Source organism: Paenibacillus sp. PAMC21692 (assembly GCF_014303795.1).
Taxonomy (GTDB): Bacteria; Bacillota; Bacilli; order Paenibacillales; family Paenibacillaceae; genus Pristimantibacillus; species Pristimantibacillus agaridevorans.
Window position 1 is genome coordinate 2,386,072 of the sequence record NZ_CP060293.1, and the last position, 16,700, is coordinate 2,402,771.

A 16,700-nucleotide genomic window follows, 5' to 3' on the forward strand; every position below is an offset into this window, starting at 1 on the left:
ATTAGAAAATACGGTAGTTTGCATAGCGGCTGGCAAGTCTGTAGGAGATGACGATCAGGACAAAGCCGATCACTGATTTGATGAGTCCGATCGCCGTTGCTAAGCCGTACTGCGCTTGAATCAAGCCCATCCTGTAAATATAGGTGTCGATGATATCTGTAGAGCTGATAACCATCGGATTGTATAAGTTGAAAATTTGGTCAAAGCCAGCGTTCAATACATTGCCAAGACTAAGTGTGGACATGAGCACGATGACAGGCAGAATGCCTGGAATCGTAATATACAGCGTCCGCTTCCAGCGGGTTGCCCCGTCGATCGCGGCTGCTTCGTACAAGGCCGGATTAATTCCGGTCAACGCGGCTAGGTAAACGATTGTAGAGAAGCCGAATTCTTTCCAGACATCCGACACAACAATCATGATACGAAACCAAAATTCATCCCCGAAGAAGAAGATCGGAGGGATGCCTACAGACTGCAAAGCCTGATTGAACGCGCCTCCGTTGATAGATAGAACGTCTACCAGGATGCCTCCCAGAATGACCCACGAGAGAAAATGGGGGAGGTACACGAGACTTTGCACCGTTCGTTTGAACCACATGATTCTGGCTTCGTTAAGGAAGAGCGCGAACACGACAGGCACGACGAGCCCCGCTACGATTTTCATAAGTGAGATTTCGATTGTATTGCGGATCGTTCCCATCGTATCTGGCAGCTCGAAGAGGAAACGGACATGCTCAAAGCCAACCCATTCCGAAAAAATGAAGCCCTTCGAAGGATTAAAGTTCTGAAAGGCGATGACGATGCCGAACATGGGGAGGTACGAGAACAGCAGCAATACGAGAACGCCGGGGGCGACCAGCAAGTGGAAAAATGTAAGATCCTTTTTGTTTATTTTCATGGCTGTCCCTCCGCGATTACTTAAAGATAATAGGGCGGGGGAATAAGCTTTGGTCCGCTTTCTCCCGCCCTATTTGGCTAGCTTAAATCCTTATTGCTGCGCCGAGGCCCATGCGTTGACTTCCTTCGTAATGTCATCGCCGCCGAGCGACTTCCAGTCGCTTGCGAATTTGTCGAACTCGGATATATCCGCTTTGCCCATAATAATTTTGGTGAACGTCTCCAATTCGAGCTTGTTCAGGCTGGCTTGACGTTTAGTCATCGTCTCCGTTGGTGCGCCGAGGTACGAATCGTGTACGAAGCTGTCGCCATATTGCGCCAGCACGCCTTCTGACTCCAACAAATATTTGTAGTACGCCCAGCCGTTAGGCTCATTTTTTTTGTAGGCATTCCATTTCCATACGCCGTCGGGATGCGTCACAAGCGAGCCGTCATCCTTGGCAGCGGCTTCTTTGAATTGCCCGCCAATGACCATGTTTTTGCCGGGATCGTCGAAGAAATAAGGTTTGGCGTACTGGTGGATTTCCTTGCCTGCGTATTGCGGACTTCCTTGGATGTCCTTGTAGAACAGATCGTTGTATTGTCCACCCTCGATCCACATCTCCGCCCAGAGGTTCATCGATTTGATGAGCGCTTCAGGATGCTCCATATCCTTGCTTGCGACCATCCAGCTAAATACGTTGTTCGGGCGCTTCGGCATGAGGCTGCCGTCCGCCGACACCGGAATCGGGTAGGCGTTCCAGTCGGAATCCGGCGTATGGGACATCGTCGTCGATAGCGGATACAGCGGCTGCCAGAAAGCTCCGAAGTAGATGCCGCCTTTGCCTGCTCCCACATCGTCCGCCGTCTTGCCCCAATCCTTGGCGCCGAACTCCTGATCGATGGCTTTGGCTGCGTAGAGATCTTGCAGCTTGGCGAGCGCTTCCTTCATCTCCGGCTGGATGCTGCCGTAGACGAGCTGGCCGCTGTCATCCTTGACCCAGGTTGCGCGATAAGCTTTGTAGGCAGAGGAGACGCCGTCGAAGGCCATGCCGAGAGCATTGTCGAGCGCGATGCCATACGTATCCGCCTTTCCATTGCCATCTGGATCGCGTTCCGAGAATGCTTTTGCCACCTCGTATAGCTCGTCGATCGTCTTCGGTGGTTGCAAGCCCAGCTTCTCCAGCCAATCCTTGCGGATGTACATGATCGCCACGTTCTCGTAATAGTCGTTCGGAACCGGCATGCCATAAATTTTTCCGTCCTTCTTGGCTGGGGCGAAGCCGGCGCCTCCGCCGTATTCCATTGATTTGCGCAGCAGCGGGGAGGCATAAGTTTCGTAGGCTTCTGTTAAATCCGCAACTTGATCCTGGTTGATCATGCGGCTGAGCTGGTTTAAGTCGACCTTGGAAATATCGGGAATGTTATTGGTGTTAATAGCAAGATTCAGTTTCTCCAAGGACTGTGACGCATCCGATACCCATTCGTTTTTGAACTGAATTCCTAGTATTTCGAGATATTTTTTGGTCATGATATTGTCGTCGATACTCTCGCCTTCTGCGAACAGTACATTCGAGCCCGTTGTGCCGACGACGGATACTTCGATAGGCGGATCGTATTTGCCTAGCGGATCAATGTTTGCCGCCGGAGTGGAGGATTCGCTTGGTGTGTTGCTATCTACAGGAGCCGAAGTGCTGTTGCCGCCGTTCTCGTTGTTATTGCCGGATGAGCATGCGCTGGACAGGATGAGTGCGCTTGCAGCGAGTAAAGCCGCAAAGGAACGCGTACGTTTGTTGATCATTGTGAATCGCCTCCGTAAGTTAGGTATGTTCATAACGTTTGGTATGGTTAAAGTTTAATGACGCTAATGTCGTCGATGGCGATGTCTCCGCCTTTGAGTCCCCAGACAAGACGATAATCCTTGAAGCTGTCTGTGCGGACAACATAGGTTCGGGATTCTCCCTCCTGGCTGGAAGCCCCGTACCAGCGATGAACGAAGCTTGGAGCAGCTCCCGATTTTTTCGACTCTGCCCCGAAGCGGAAGTAACCTCCTCCGCTTGGCGTAGCAAGCGGCTTCCACCTGAAGGTGACGAGATAGACAGAGTCCTTATTCAGCTTGAGAACGTTCTTGCGGCTGTACAGGAAGTTTCGTTCGTCCGATACGGAGGAGATTGACCAATCGCCATGCAGACCTGCGGCACCGCTCAGGCTGCCGGCTGTCTGGCCCGTGCCGAGCTCGTATCGGGAGGCTGAGAGACCGCCGGACTCGAACGAATCATGGACCGCCTCCAACTCCTTCGTAATGACGATGTCATCAATCGAGATCGCGCCGCCGGAGCGAAGCCCCCAAATCAGATAGTAGTCCTGGAAGGTTTCGTCTGTCGTAAAGGTCACCGTCTTGGTTCGGGTCAGTCCCGAGTCGTCTCGCCATGTCGTGAAACCTTTGTCATGCGCGAAGCTGCCGCTGCCGGTGCGGGCAAGGAAATAATAGAAGCCGTTCGGACCAGGGGTAGCAGTTGCCTTGTATCGGAAGGAGACGGTGTATGTCGTACCGGGCTCCAGTGCGATCTTAGCCGTGTCGCTGTACAGAAATTCGGACCAGTCCTGCGTCGACGGGGCGCTGCCATAAGCCGAATAACTACCGTCTACAACTTTATCCGGTTGGTTCGTGACGACGCCGAGTCCCTGAAAGCCGCCAACATATTGGGAGGAAGCGAAGGAGCCCCCTTCGAATGCATCGCGGATGGAGTCATCCTGCGGCATGGTCACGCTGCCGCTCTCCACGTTCAGCTTGCCGAGCAAATATCGGTTCTCGGAGTCGCGTCCCTCGATGCCGAGGCGTATCGCCGGATTGCCTTGATCGTCAACCAATGCGACGCGGACGTCGTACTCGCCGGGAGCGATCGTCGTCGGCAGCTCGAAGGATGAGAAGGTCTCGTATACTTCGCCCGCCACGAACCCCGTCATGTCGAAGTTCTCGTCCGTCGCACTCCAGACCGTATCGCCGCTGCTGTCCGTCAAGTACAGCTTAAGCGGGTAATTCTTGTAGCTGCGGCCAACTCCAAGGTTGGACCAGAGCTGCCGAAGCTCAAACGCGCTGCCGGATTGGACGGCAGAAGGGAATTGCGCTTGGTTAATGACGAGCCGATAGCCCATTCGTTTGTTGCCCTCATCGATGAGATCGGGCCGCTCCGAGTAGAAGGAAGCTGCGCCGAAGTCGCCGTCGTGTCCCATCATGGTGATGTAATTGGGATGGAGCTGAAGCGCCTCCTCGAGGGCCGAATCCGGCGTGAAGCCCGAGCCATTGCCGACGTAGTAGCCGTATCCGCCGAAGAACTCCGCGATGAGGGGGAGACTGCGGTTGCTGCGGAAAAATGATTCCAACAGCTGTCGGTCATACTCGCGCAGCGCGCCGGCGGCCCCGTCTCTGCGGAACGTCAGGTTTGGTTTGGTCAAAGCGTGATCGAACGCGGACCAGCTCATATATTCCTCATAGGAAGCTGGATTGTTCACGGTCGGCGTCATTTCGCTTCGCCATTCGTAGGAGTTGGAAAGGGCGAGTGTTTTGTCCCCGTTCCATGCTGCGTACCACTTGTCGATAATGGCTCGAAGCGTGGAGATTCGCTCCGCATAACTGTCGAAGTCGTGGCCGCTGTGCCACTCGCCCCAGGTGCCGTACCCTCTCAGGTCGACGATGTCGAGTCTGGGGTCATCTCTGTACCGGTCCGCGAACGCTTCGAGGAACGTCTCCAGCTTCTCCATGAAGACCGGGTTCGTATAATCCGGCAGCTTGAAGGTATAACCTTGATCGAACCGCTCCTGGTAAGGTACTCCGTATTGCTGGAACAGCCACTCCGGCACGCTCTTCGCGTATCCGTAGCCCGAGATCATCATGGCGTCCGTAGAGATACGGAAATGGATGCGCTTACCCAAATTCGCCCAATACTCGATTGAATCGTCGAGCAACGACCAATCGTACACGCCTTCTGTTGGCTCCAGTTCTCCCCAATGGGTCAGAACAGCAACATTGTCGACCTCGGGGTAAGTACCCGTGCGTCCGGCGTCTAAGTGGCCGGGTATCGCATTGTCGATGAGCACCCAGCCCATGCCAGGATTGTGTAGCACCTCATTCGTCTGTACAGGCGCGACGCTCACGAGCTCCGACTGTATGGCAGATGTACCAGATGCGGCTACCGTTCCGGTTGCAACGGTAGCGCCTCCTTGCGCCGCCAGCGTCGCGCAGAGCAGGAATGCGGCGGTTTTCCGTGCAGCTGTTTTTCGTAATCGATTGCCCAACTCAAACCCTCCTCTCTTTTGTGAAAACGAAAAAGATGGCCGTAAGCCCTTACATGCTTACAGCCATCATTATAGGAGTGTTTGAGTGCACTATTTTAAGGTGTTCTGGTCTACTGGTTGAAGAGGGCGAAAGGAGGCTAGCATCGGAGCGTTAAAACTTATCGCAGCGAATCCAGCTTCTTGTCCATCGCGTTAAGAATGTCGTCGACCGTTCCATGACCGGCTATCCAGTCCTGGAAGCCGCGGCACAAGACATCCGCTACGCCGACAGGCCAAGCCTGGTTGCTAAAGTAAATTGAGTCGTGTTCCGTCATTAGCTTCGTATAGTCGTCGAACTCGGGGATGCCAAGGTCTTCTCCCTTATACATAGGGAATACGGCGTAGTTCTGTTTATAAAGCTCGTAAAGTGGAGAAGCCGGGTCGTACTGATAGGCGAGAATATCCAGTACTTCGGGCAAATGCCGTGTATTGGCGTTGATGACGGTACCGCCCGCGGGACCGACAGACAGAAGCAGCGGTTCACCGGGCTCATTGCCCGGCAGCGGCATGAAACCGATCTCGAACGCCGCCGCGCCGCGATTGCCGGCGCTCTGGTCGTCCCCGTCTGGCTTGTCCGCGTCCTTGCCGCTGGCCGTCAATCTCGCGTGGTCCCAGTTGCCATTGAACATCATCGCGGCCTGTCCTTCTGTGAACAGTGCAGTCGCCTGCGCTGCGCCGACGTCCAGGGAGCCGGCGGCGATGTAACCTTTGTCGTACAGCAGCTTATATTTCGTCAGTGCTTCCCGCCAAGGGGAGTCGGCGAACGTGCGGGTTCCCTCCAGAAGCTCCTTGTCGAAGTCGGGATACTCGGAGTAGACGAGGGAAGCTGCGAGCTGATAGAGACCGAATTGGATAAACCAGCGGTCCTTGTCCGGCATAACAATTGGCGTAATACCTGTGAGCTTAAGCTCCTCGCATAATGCGAGGAAGGACGGCCAATCCGCGGGGAAGGAGGTGATGCCTTGCTGCTCGAACAGCTCCTTGTTGTACCATGTCGCCATGATGCTCTGTCCCTTCGGCAGGCCGTACACTTTCCCATCGACCGTAAAGCCCTCAAGCGAATCCGATGTGAACCGATCCAGGATGTCCATGCCGGTCAAATCCTGCAAATAGCCGGCTGCGACCAGCTCCTCAAGCTGGCGTTTCGGCCACCATTCGAAGAAATCGGGCCCTTCGCCGGATGATAACTGGACAAGCAATGTTTTTGTATAGGGATCCTCGGGCAGCATGTCGGATTCCAGCGCAATGCCGGGAAACCGCTGCGCAATGGCATATGGAAATTGCCGCATGACATATTGATTGTTATCCTCATTATCATCGGCAACGCCCATATGCATATAACGAACGGGCACTTGTGCGTCTGGGTGCGTCTCCGCTGATTGTTCTCCACTGCAGCCTGATAATAGAACAAACAACGTCAAGACGAACAAAGGGAGGGAACGATAGATAGGTATTGCGCTCACTCCATTCTCTGAATGTATGCTACAATTATACAAAAAAACGCTTTCACGGGGTAGATGCAATATGAGATTTGCATGGGGACTCAAGAATCGGCTTTTAGTCGCGTTACTGCTAATTTCGTTAATTCCGATCGTCGTTGTCGTCGTCGTTACCTCAAGAAACTATGCTTCTTTAGTAGAGCGCCAAGTACAAGAGGTATCGGCTAACGTACTAGAACGCTCCATGATCCGAATGTCCAACCAGCTGGAGGAAATCGGCCGCGTCTCGGAATATATTGCCTATCAACAGACAGCCGGGGCCGACGACTCCTTGTCGTTTCTTAAGCGGTATCTCGTCCCGGATTCCGTGAGTGAGTACGAGCGGCTTCGTAATGACCGGGATTTTCGTACGGCGACAGAGAGCTTGCTGCTCAGCCACGATTATATCGAGGGCTTGTACTTGTTTGCGGAGGACGACACTGTCTTCGCAAGCACTAAGGGCTCGGAGCTGCAGCTTGATTATGTCCCTCGCGATTCGGAATGGTATAACCGTACATTGGAACGTCAAGGAGGGATCTACGTCAGCGATACGGGATATCAGAAGTTCCTGTTGTCCGATCAAATGTCGATTACTTTCTCGCGTGCCCTATATGATCCGAGGACGAAGGAACGGATCGGCGTACTTCTGATGAATTGCAGCGTGAAATTATTCGATGAGCTAAGAAACGGCGTACTGGACGACCAGCACATCGCTGTCCTAAGCCCGACTGGCGACAGGCTTTACGAAACCTATTCCAGCGAGGGCGCCCCCTTTGTTCCAAGGGAGGCGAGCGGCAGCAGCCTCGACAAAAGAGACAACAGACTTTATGTGTATGACACGTTTTCCTCTTATGACTGGCGCATGGTGATCTCCGTTTCGCTGGCTTCGGTGGCGAAGCAAGTGCAATCGACACGGACATTCGCGATCGGGTTCGGCGCATGCTGGGCTTTCGTTGCTATCGCGTTGTCTCTCTGGATTGCCAATACGTTCTCGAAGCCCGTCAGCCGGATCGCCGTCCTGATGAAGAACTACGACAAGGGATTGCAGCAGCAGACGAGTCTTGAGCGCTATAAATCCCGTACGGACGAGATCGGCATATTGTACGGGCAATATGCGAATATGCTCAAGAAAATCGATACGCTGATCCACGAGCGCTATCATAGTCAGTTCATTGCCATGTCCGCCAAAATGAAGGCACTCGAAGCACAGATTAACTCGCATTTTCTATTCAACACCCTCGCGACGATCAATAGCATTGCAGAATTGGAAGATGTCGATAGCATCGCGGAGATGTCCAAGGCGCTCGGGGATATGTTTCGTTACAGCATTAAACTCAATCGCGACGAAGTAACCTTGCAAGAAGAATTAGAGCATGTTGGCAATTATATGCGAATCCAGTCATACCGTTACGGCAACAAGGTCGGTCTCGAGATCGACATCAGACCAGGCCTGGAGAATATGACGATGCTGAAGCTGCTTATGCAGCCCATCGTGGAGAATGCCTTATACCACGGTCTCGAGGCCAAGAAAGGGAAAGGGATCGTACGAATCTCAAGCGGGGAAGATCAGACTGGCTCCTGGCTCGAAGTTTCCGACGATGGCGCTGGCATCGAGGAGTCCAAGCTCGCTAGTCTGAGGGAGATGCTGGCCAGACCGCCCGCATTCGAGCAGTTGGGTGCTGAATCCGGCGACAGCAGATCAATCGGCATTTATAACGTCCATGCCCGTATCTCGCTTTATTATGGCGAACCTTACGGACTCGAGGTGTATAGCGCCGGAGAGGGCAAGGGTGCGACGATTCGCCTCCGTCTCCCCAATATTAACGGTTAGACTTTGGCTTGGCGAACTATGATCTTGATGTTGGGCTAGCTTGCTTCAGGAAGGGAGAACGAATACATGTATCGATATGTCGTGATCGACGACGAGTCGCTAATCCGCAGAGCCATCGTCAAAAAAATCGCGTCGCTCGGTCTGCCGCTCGCTTGGGTGGGCGAAGCAGAGGACGGAGAAGAAGGACTTGATCTGGCGCTGCGGGAAAGCCCGGACATTGTGTTGACCGATATGCGTATGCCTGCAATGGATGGGATTTCCCTGCTCCACGCTTTGTCTGAACAGAAGCCGGATGCGGCATTGATCGTCATCAGCGGGTTTTCGGACTTTGAATATACGCGCGAAGCCATCGCGACCAACGTCATTGACTATATTCTAAAGCCATTCGATAACAAAGAATTACATGCCGCGCTGGAGAAGGCGATCAACTTCCATAGAGAGAAAGAAAATAAACGAAAGAGCGATCAGGAGCGGGAGTTGGAAATGGATCGCGAGCGATTGTCGGCGTGGTTATGCAGGGGCGGAGCAGACGAGCAACTACAATCGCTGACCAAGCAATACCGTTCTGCCACGATTAAGGGGCTGCTAGGTGCGAACTCTTTTGCCGTAGGTTTATTAACTCTGCCGGACAGTCATGCCAGATTGTTTCCGAACGTGGAAGATGCTGATCGGACGCTGTCTGGGTCGACGGGAGAGTACATCGTTCGATTACCTCATCCCGAGCGGACGGATACGGCATTAATCGTCATTGGAAGCCAAATGGAAGCGGAAAAGAAGGTTCGTACGATGCTGAGTCAAACGATCGAAGGGGTGCGACGGTCCGGTGGTGAGGCAGTAGGAGCGGCAAGCCGCTCATACGGTAAGCTGGAGGAGCTTCGTATGGCATATCGAGAGGCTTGGAGCCTGTTAGACCATCGACCGTTCGGTCAGTGGACGGGACTTCTCCAGGAAAGCGGAGCTGTCTATAAGAAAATGGATGGGTGCTGGCCTTGCCGCGACGATCTCTTATATGAGATTGAAGTTGGACATGTCCAGCAAGCCCTCTATATGACAGGAGAGCTGTTCAAATATATTCGTAGTTTAGATGGAGCAACGCTTGCCCAAGCGAAGCAGTATTGCGTCCAACTTGCGCACGATATCGCAAAAGTCGACAATCAAGAGAGAGAAGATGAGATGAATGATGATGATCTCGGCCTCATTACATCTATGCGACAAGCAATGGATCCGATGGAGCTAGAACATCAGTTTACCGAGTTGGTTAGAACGATATCCGAGCGTGTGCTTGCTTTATTGCCTACAGCCGCGGGGCAAATCGGACAAGTCAAACATTATATTGATTTACGTTATTCACAGCCGATTCGGCTGGAGGAGGTTGCGGAACGCTTTTACCTGCATCCTGTGTATCTCAGTATGGTGTTCAAAGAGAGTATGGGGGAGACATTTCAGGATTACTTGAAACGACTGCGCATGGAGCGGGCGAAGCAATTGCTGTCGTCTACTAAATATAGGATTGATCGAATTGCGGGCATGATCGGCTACGATAACGCCAAATACTTCTACAAAGTGTTTAAGAAGGAGATCGGACTCACGCCGGCAGAGTATCGAAAGAGTCAAGGGACAATCGAATAAAACGTATAGAATTTATAAAATTTCGGAGTATAGGGTTTCTTCTGCTACGAAAAGAAATTTGGTAAGGTAGGAGATGGAGCCGAACATTCTAAAACGAATTTTCTTTGATGAGCACGGGCACTGCCTGGAAGAGGGAGAATTAAAGGTGAAGTACGCCAAGCGGATATGCCCTTAAAGGACGCCGTCAGGCGTTTTTCTTAATTAGGTTAGCATCAAAGAAAGCCATGCTCCTTGGCGTAGTTGCCCCAATGCGGGCGCCGGCCGTCGACATCTTCGATGCCGTACATGTCGGACAGCTTCCAGCTCGACAGCACTTGGCCGGAATATGCGGCATGGTCGGGGGCGGCCGCAAGCGCGGCGAGACCGCGTCCGATATAATAAGGCGTTTCCGACTGGCCAAAGTGCTCGGCTTCCTTGATGCCGCTAGCGATGGCATCTCGCCAGTTGCTCTCCGCGACGCCGAAGTGCTCCAGCATCTCCTCCGACCGGAGGAAGCCCGGCGTTGCGGCGACAGCGGTGACGCCATGCGCCTTGAGATCCGAAGCCATTGCTTCGGCGAGGTGGATGGGCGAGGCCCCATATATTGTTGACCAGCACGTCGAGCCGCCCATTCTGTTCTTCGCGTATAGTCGCGAACAACGCTTCTACTTCAGGTGGCACGGTGTGATCCGTACGTACCGCAATGCCTGTTCCTCCGGCTTCGCTCACCATGGCCGCCGTCTCTTGGATCGTCTCGGGACGATTTAGATCCGAAGGCGTCCCTGTCACGCTCCTCCCCGTACAATAGACCGTCGCGCCTGCCGCGCCTAGTCCCACTGCGATTCCTCTGCCAGCGCCCCTTGTCGCGCCCGCGACAACCGCTATTTTCCCTTGCAAAGGCAGCTTGTTCATCGTCATTTATCCTCCTGGTCCTGTAGTAGTTGTACTTCGTCTATAATAAATCGCATAATATGACAACCTCTGTCATGATTAACGAGATATAATGTTAGTGAAAAGCGCATATTACAATCAGGGAGGGCCACTATGCGGGCAAGCCGATTGGTAACGATCCTGCTGTTGCTTCAAAATAGAGGAAAAATGACGGCACGCGAGCTGTCGGAGCAAGTCGAGGTGTCCGAACGGACGATTCTTCGCGATATGGAAGAGCTCAGCGCCTCCGGCGTTCCGGTCTACGCCGAACGTGGCAAAGAGGGAGGCTGGCTGTTAACGGAAGGTTATCGAACAAGCCTGACCGGCATCCATGCCGACGAGCTTGCGGCGCTGCTCTTCGCGAGCCGTACCGATCTGCTGAGCGACCTCGGCCATGAACGGCAGCTGCAGGCGGCGATGCAAAAACTGCTTGCCGCCGCTACGGACTCGGCACGAAGCGGGGCGGAGGCCGCCAGGCGCAAGCTGCATATTGACGGTGCCGGCTGGCATCCCAATCGGCAGCAGCGCGAACCTGCGCCATGTCTGGCCGCCGCCCAGGAAGCGGTCTGGGCGGAGCGGAAACTTCGTATCGCCTACATGCGCGATGGAGCGCAGAAAAGCCGGATCGTCACTCCGCTCGGACTTGTCGCCAAACGGGACGTCTGGTACCTCATCGCGGGGACGGAGGGGGACGGGATTCGTACCTTCCGCGTCTCCAGGCTTCTGGAGGCGGAGGTGCTTGCCGACTGCTTCAAGCCGCCGGCAGAGTTCGACCTTGCTGCTTACTGGGAAACATCGCTGGAGCAATTCCGCGAGCGGTTGCCCCGGTATCCCGCCAAGCTCGGCATAACCGAGGCGGCGCTGGTCAGGCTGGGAACCGAACGGTTTGTAAAGGTGATAAGCGTCTCGGAAGCGGAACTTGCGGCGAACGAGAGAAGCAATGTCGAGCACAAGGACGGATGGCTCGTCGCGGAGGTGGAATTCGAGACGCCGGAATCGGCGTGCGGGATCGTACTGAGTTACGGAGGACGCATGCAAGTGTTGGAGCCGCCGGAGCTGCTTCGGCGCGTGCAGGATGAAATCCGCTCGGCATCAATGTTATACTTATAGAAGTCTGCCGGATGTTTTTCTGGCAGCTTGAGAAGGTCTGGAGAGCATCCGGCGACTACCCTATTATTTGAGGAGATGCAAATACATATGACAACGAATCTTCAAGCGAATTTCGAGAAATATGCCGAGCTGATCGTACGTACAGGCGTTAACATTCAGCCCGGGCAAGAGGTGTTTATGGCGGGAGCTTCGATCGAGATGGCGGAGCTCATACGCGCCATTGCGACCAAAGCTTACGAGGCCGGCGCTTCCAACGTTCACGTCGACTGGGTGGACGACTACCTCTCCCGTCTCAAATACGAGAAGGCCGACGAAGCCATCTTCGGCAGCTTCCCTTCATTCGAGACGATGAAACGCAACCATTTCGTCGAGAGGGGTGCGGTCTTTATCTCGCTGACGACTTCCAGCCCGGATCTGCTTAAGGGGATTCCATCGAGCCGCATCTCGGCGTTCCAGAAAGCTTCCGGCGAAGGATTGAAGGAGTTCCGCAGAGCGATTCAGTCCGACAAGGTCAGCTGGACTGTCGTAGCCGGCGCGGGTAAAGAGTGGGCGAAGAAGGTGTTCCCGGACGTTTCCGAAGAAGTGGCGGTCGACATGCTTTGGAACGCCATCTTCGATTCCGTGCGTCTGCATGACGCCGATCCCGTATCCGCTTGGGTGAAACATAACGAAACGCTGCACGAGAAAGCCGAAGTGTTGAATGCGAACAAGTTTCGCAAGTTGCATTATCGCGCTCCAGGCACGGATCTGACTGTGGAGCTGCATGAAAAGCATATTTGGGTCGCGGCAGGCAGCACGAATCAGAAAGGGTTCTCCTTCATGGCGAACATGCCGACGGAGGAAGTGTTTACCGTGCCGCTTAAGACGGGCACGAACGGTTATGTATCCAGCACGAAACCATTGAGCTACGGCGGGAATATCATCGATAAGTTCAAGATTACGTTCGAGAACGGACGTATCGTGAAGGCCGAAGCCGAGGAGGGCGAAGAGATTCTCCAGAAGCTGGTCGACATAGACGAAGGCAGTCACTACCTGGGCGAAGTTGCGCTTGTGCCGCATCACTCCCCGATCTCCGAGTCCGGCATTCTGTTCTACAACACGCTGTTCGACGAGAACGCTTCTAACCATCTAGCCATCGGCAGCGGCTATGCCTTTAATGTCGAGGGCGGCAAGACGATGTCGGCCGAGGAGCTTGAGGCGCATGGCGTCAATGCCAGCATTACGCATAACGACTTCATGATCGGTTCGGCGGAGATGGATATCGACGGCATCAAGGATGACGGAACCGTCGTACCGGTATTTCGCGCCGGCAACTGGGCGATCTAGCTCGCTTTCAGGCATAGGAGTAACGATGCCTCTAACTACCCGGATAGCGGGCGTTAGAGGCATTTTTCTGTATTCCTGTGGCAAAGCTCCGCAGTAAACCGATTCCATGTAACATGCGCAGCAATAGACCTTGGGTTCCATTATTTGTCGCTCTACCCAGTTCCCTATATGACATTCGTCATATCGTATTCTTGACGTTTATGACTGCCGTCCATGACGCCGTTATTGCTACAATGGCAATAACAAAGTTATGGCGCGGAAAGCGGCCCTCATGAGATGGCAGGCGGCGCCTGTCCAAGGAGGAAGCCGCGATGTCGGAATTGAAGCAATCACAGCTTAAGAAAAGCGTTGCACCTTTCGAAAGAAACGACCTTAAAGTCAGTATCAGGCAGCTTGCCAATACGCTGCTCCCCTTAATCGTCCTATGGGCTGCAGCCTACTGGAGCTTATCCGTCTCCTATCTGCTGACGCTTGGCATCGGCGTGCTCGCATCGGCATTCGTCGTGAGGACATTTATCATCTTCCACGACTGCTGTCACGGCTCGTTCTTCTCGAACAAGCGCGCGAATGACATTCTCGGCATCATTACGGGCGTCATTACGCTGGTACCGTACCAGCAATGGAAGAATTCCCACGCCATTCACCATGCAACGAGCAGCAACCTGGACAAACGCGGAGTCGGCGATCTCTGGATTTTGACGGTGGACGAATATGCAGCACTGGCGCCACTACAAAAACTGGCTTACCGGGCATACCGCAATCCGCTCGTTATGTTCGGCCTGGGGCCCATCTTCGTGTTCGTGTTGCAATACCGATTCAACCGCAAGGGAGCGCGCCGCAAGGAGCGCCTTAACACATACTTGATGAACGTGCTGATCGTTGCCGTCTACGCTCTGCTTGGCTGGGCACTGGGCTGGCAGCAGTTCCTGATGGTGCAATTCCCGATCTTTTATTTGTCCGGCGTGCTTGGTATCTGGCTGTTTTACGTCCAGCATCAATTCGAGGACTCCTACTTCGAGAAGGATGACGAATGGAGTTACGTTATGGCCGCGGTCGAAGGAAGCTCGTATTACAAGCTGCCGAAGCTGCTGCAATGGCTGACGGGCAACATCGGCTTTCACCATGTGCATCACTTGAGCCCGAAGGTGCCTAACTATTATCTGGAGGATGCGCATGATGCGACCCCTCCGCTCCAGAAGGCCACTACAATTACGATTCTGCAAAGCTTCGAGTCGCTCAGGTTCCGGCTGTGGGATGAGCGGGACAAGAAATTCGTCAGCTTCCGCGACGTCAAGGACCGGATCAGCAATCGCCGCGAGCGTCCGGTAGGGGCTCGCAGACATAAGCGGGCAGGGTAGGCCAAGGACTGACCTGGCTCTGGGACATTGGGCGGCTGCGCAGCTCGTTGCGCAGCCGACATATCAGGGATAAAATAAAGGTAAGACATGCAGAAGGAAGGGCGGCCCGTGAACAAGTGGCATCAAATATTCAGTCGCAGTACCGGACTTAGCGCCTACGTATGGGTTGTCTTCTGCATTCTGCCGTTCTATTTCATTTTCAGATCGTCGTCAACGCCCGAGGTTGTATCCGGCATTGTGATGATCCTTTTATTTTTTGTGTGTTATCGTCAGTCCTTCGTCTCCAAGGGATGGCTCGTCTACTTCTGGACAAGTATTCAGATTCTCATCTCCATTGCGATGACGCTGCTCTTCAGCTACGTGTACTTCTCGATCTTCCTAGCCTTCTTCATCGGCAATATTAAGAACAAAGCGGGCTTTTACACCTTGTACGCGATTCATCTCATCAGTACGTTCATCACGGTCAACTATGGCCTTGTTACGCAGAACAAGCTGTTCTTCACGCAATTCCCGTTTATTCTGATCTGTCTGATCGTCGTCATCCTGCTTCCATTCAATACGTACAGCCAGAAGAAGCAAGGGCAATTGGAGGGTCAGCTCGAGGATGCAAACAAACGGATCGGCGAGCTCGTTAAGCTGGAGGAGCGGCAGCGGATCTCGCGGGATCTGCATGATACGCTGGGACAGAAGCTGTCGTTGATCGGGCTTAAGAGCGATCTTGCCGGCAAGCTCGTCTTTCAGGATCCGGAGCGCGCGCAGGCGGAGATGCTCGAGGTGCAGCAAACGGCCCGGACCGCGCTCAAGGAAGTCCGCGAGATGGTCACGCAGATGCGAGGAACGCGTCTCGACGAAGAGATGCACCGCGTCGGTCAAATATTGACCGCGGCAGACATTGAGCTTACCCTTGCGGGGGACCCGAAGCTGGCGAACACGACGTTGCTTGCGGAGAACGTGCTCAGCATGTGTCTAAAGGAAGCGGTAACGAACGTAGTGAAGCATAGCGGGGCGTCGAAATGCAGCATTTCGATTCTCTCGGACGACAACGACGTAACCGTATCCGTCTGGGATGACGGCATCGGCATGACGTTGAAGCCCGGCTATTACCGGGGCAACGGATTAAGAGGTATGAAGGAGCGGCTCGAGTTTGTAAACGGCAGCCTGGAGCTCGCCTCGGACAAGGGAACGATGGTTACGTTCCGCGTGCCGCATGCCGTGAAGCAACCGATAAAGGGGCTGGAAGCATGATTAAGATCGTAATAGCGGAGGATCAGAGAATGCTTCTGGGCGCTCTGGCCTCCTTGCTTGATTTGGAGGAAGACATGACCGTCGTCGGCCGCGCCGGCAATGGCGAGGAAGCTATCCAGCTTGTGCATGAGCATCAGCCGGATATATGCATCATGGACATCGAGATGCCTTCTAAGAGCGGTCTGGAAGCGGCAGAAGAGCTCAGGGGACGCTGCAAGGTCATTATTCTGACCACGTTTGCCCGCTCCGGTTACTTCGAGAGGGCGCTTAAAGCAGGCGTCAGCGCTTACCTGCTCAAGGACAGTCCCAGCGAGGAGCTGGCCAGCTCGATCCGCAACGTCATGGCCGGACAGCGTATTTACGCTTCGGAGCTTATGGATGAAGCCTACGGCGGCTCGGGCTTCGACAATCCGTTGACGGAGCGGGAGAGGGAAGTGCTGGGTCTTGTCGCGGACGGCAAAAATACGAAGGAGATTGCCACGGAGCTGTTTCTGACGACGGGGACGGTCCGCAACTATATTTCCGTCATTCTCGATAAGCTTGGCGTCAGCAATCGGATCGAGGCAATTACGCGGTTCAAGGAGAAAGGCTGGTTTAAGTGAC

11 protein-coding genes and 1 pseudogene are annotated in these 16,700 nt (G+C 54.0%); 7 read left to right on the forward strand and 5 right to left on the reverse strand.

Going from position 1 to position 16,700, the window contains the following annotated elements; genetic code table 11:
• Position 1: 1 nt before the first annotated feature.
• The 4 genes from H7F31_RS09540 to H7F31_RS09555 form a co-directional block, all read right to left on the reverse strand.
• Positions 2-898, reverse strand: coding sequence for an ABC transporter permease (locus tag H7F31_RS09540; protein ID WP_087572295.1), 897 nt, complete (start codon positions 896-898; stop codon positions 2-4).
• A 90-nt stretch (positions 899-988) separates the two neighbouring features.
• Positions 989-2,677, reverse strand: coding sequence for an extracellular solute-binding protein (locus H7F31_RS09545; protein ID WP_187103955.1), 1,689 nt, complete (start codon positions 2,675-2,677; stop codon positions 989-991).
• A gap of 47 nt (positions 2,678-2,724) precedes the next feature.
• Positions 2,725-5,172 (reverse strand): DUF4832 domain-containing protein, encoded by a 2,448-nt coding sequence (locus H7F31_RS09550; protein WP_187103956.1) that lies wholly within the window; start codon positions 5,170-5,172, stop codon positions 2,725-2,727.
• A 158-nt stretch (positions 5,173-5,330) separates the two neighbouring features.
• Positions 5,331-6,674: an ABC transporter substrate-binding protein gene (locus H7F31_RS09555; protein ID WP_187103957.1), complete on the reverse strand. Its 1,344-nt coding sequence runs from the start codon at positions 6,672-6,674 to the stop codon at positions 5,331-5,333.
• A gap of 61 nt (positions 6,675-6,735) precedes the next feature.
• Between H7F31_RS09555 and H7F31_RS09560 the strand changes: the two genes are divergently transcribed.
• Positions 6,736-8,520, forward strand: coding sequence for a cache domain-containing sensor histidine kinase (locus H7F31_RS09560; protein WP_187103958.1), 1,785 nt, complete (start codon positions 6,736-6,738; stop codon positions 8,518-8,520).
• Positions 8,521-8,586: 66 nt separating this feature from the next.
• Positions 8,587-10,149: a response regulator gene (locus H7F31_RS09565; protein ID WP_187103959.1), complete on the forward strand. Its 1,563-nt coding sequence runs from the start codon at positions 8,587-8,589 to the stop codon at positions 10,147-10,149.
• A gap of 212 nt (positions 10,150-10,361) precedes the next feature.
• On the opposite strand, the pseudogene H7F31_RS09570 reads toward H7F31_RS09565, so the two are convergent.
• A pseudogene (locus H7F31_RS09570) lies at positions 10,362-11,040 on the reverse strand (SDR family NAD(P)-dependent oxidoreductase).
• A gap of 132 nt (positions 11,041-11,172) precedes the next feature.
• Between H7F31_RS09570 and H7F31_RS09575 the strand changes: the two are divergent.
• The 5 genes from H7F31_RS09575 (at position 11,173) to H7F31_RS09595 (ending at position 16,699) form a co-directional block, all read left to right on the forward strand.
• Positions 11,173-12,168: a helix-turn-helix transcriptional regulator gene (locus H7F31_RS09575; RefSeq protein WP_187103960.1), complete on the forward strand. Its 996-nt coding sequence runs from the start codon at positions 11,173-11,175 to the stop codon at positions 12,166-12,168.
• 87 nt (positions 12,169-12,255) lie between these two features.
• The gene (locus H7F31_RS09580) at positions 12,256-13,494 is read left to right on the forward strand and encodes an aminopeptidase (protein ID WP_187103961.1); all 1,239 of its coding nucleotides are present in this window, start codon (positions 12,256-12,258) and stop codon (positions 13,492-13,494) included.
• A 311-nt stretch (positions 13,495-13,805) separates the two neighbouring features.
• Positions 13,806-14,852, forward strand: coding sequence for a Delta(5) desaturase DesA (locus H7F31_RS09585; protein ID WP_187103962.1), 1,047 nt, complete (start codon positions 13,806-13,808; stop codon positions 14,850-14,852).
• A gap of 108 nt (positions 14,853-14,960) precedes the next feature.
• Positions 14,961-16,097 carry a sensor histidine kinase gene (locus H7F31_RS09590; protein WP_315970557.1) on the forward strand — a complete coding sequence of 379 codons (1,137 nt, stop codon included), beginning with the start codon at positions 14,961-14,963 and terminating at the stop codon, positions 16,095-16,097.
• On the forward strand, positions 16,094-16,699 hold the full coding sequence (locus tag H7F31_RS09595; protein ID WP_187103964.1) for a response regulator transcription factor: 606 nt from the start codon (positions 16,094-16,096) through the stop codon (positions 16,697-16,699). The genes H7F31_RS09590 and H7F31_RS09595 overlap by 4 nt, the downstream gene beginning before the upstream one ends.
• The last annotated feature ends 1 nt before the right edge of the window (position 16,700 follow it).

Excerpts from the sequence above, each read along its gene's own strand:
- H7F31_RS09595 (WP_187103964.1), top strand. The coding sequence starts at position 16,094 with ATGATTAAGATCGTAATAGCGGAGGATCAGAGAATGCTTCTGGGCGCT.
- H7F31_RS09565 (WP_187103959.1), top strand. The coding sequence starts at position 8,587 with ATGTATCGATATGTCGTGATCGACGACGAGTCGCTAATCCGCAGAGCC.
- H7F31_RS09540 (WP_087572295.1), bottom strand. The coding sequence starts at position 898 with ATGAAAATAAACAAAAAGGATCTTACATTTTTCCACTTGCTGGTCGCC.
- H7F31_RS09545 (WP_187103955.1), bottom strand. The coding sequence starts at position 2,677 with ATGATCAACAAACGTACGCGTTCCTTTGCGGCTTTACTCGCTGCAAGC.
- H7F31_RS09585 (WP_187103962.1), top strand. The coding sequence starts at position 13,806 with ATGTCGGAATTGAAGCAATCACAGCTTAAGAAAAGCGTTGCACCTTTC.
- H7F31_RS09575 (WP_187103960.1), top strand. The coding sequence starts at position 11,173 with ATGCGGGCAAGCCGATTGGTAACGATCCTGCTGTTGCTTCAAAATAGA.
- H7F31_RS09580 (WP_187103961.1), top strand. The coding sequence starts at position 12,256 with ATGACAACGAATCTTCAAGCGAATTTCGAGAAATATGCCGAGCTGATC.
- H7F31_RS09560 (WP_187103958.1), top strand. The coding sequence starts at position 6,736 with ATGAGATTTGCATGGGGACTCAAGAATCGGCTTTTAGTCGCGTTACTG.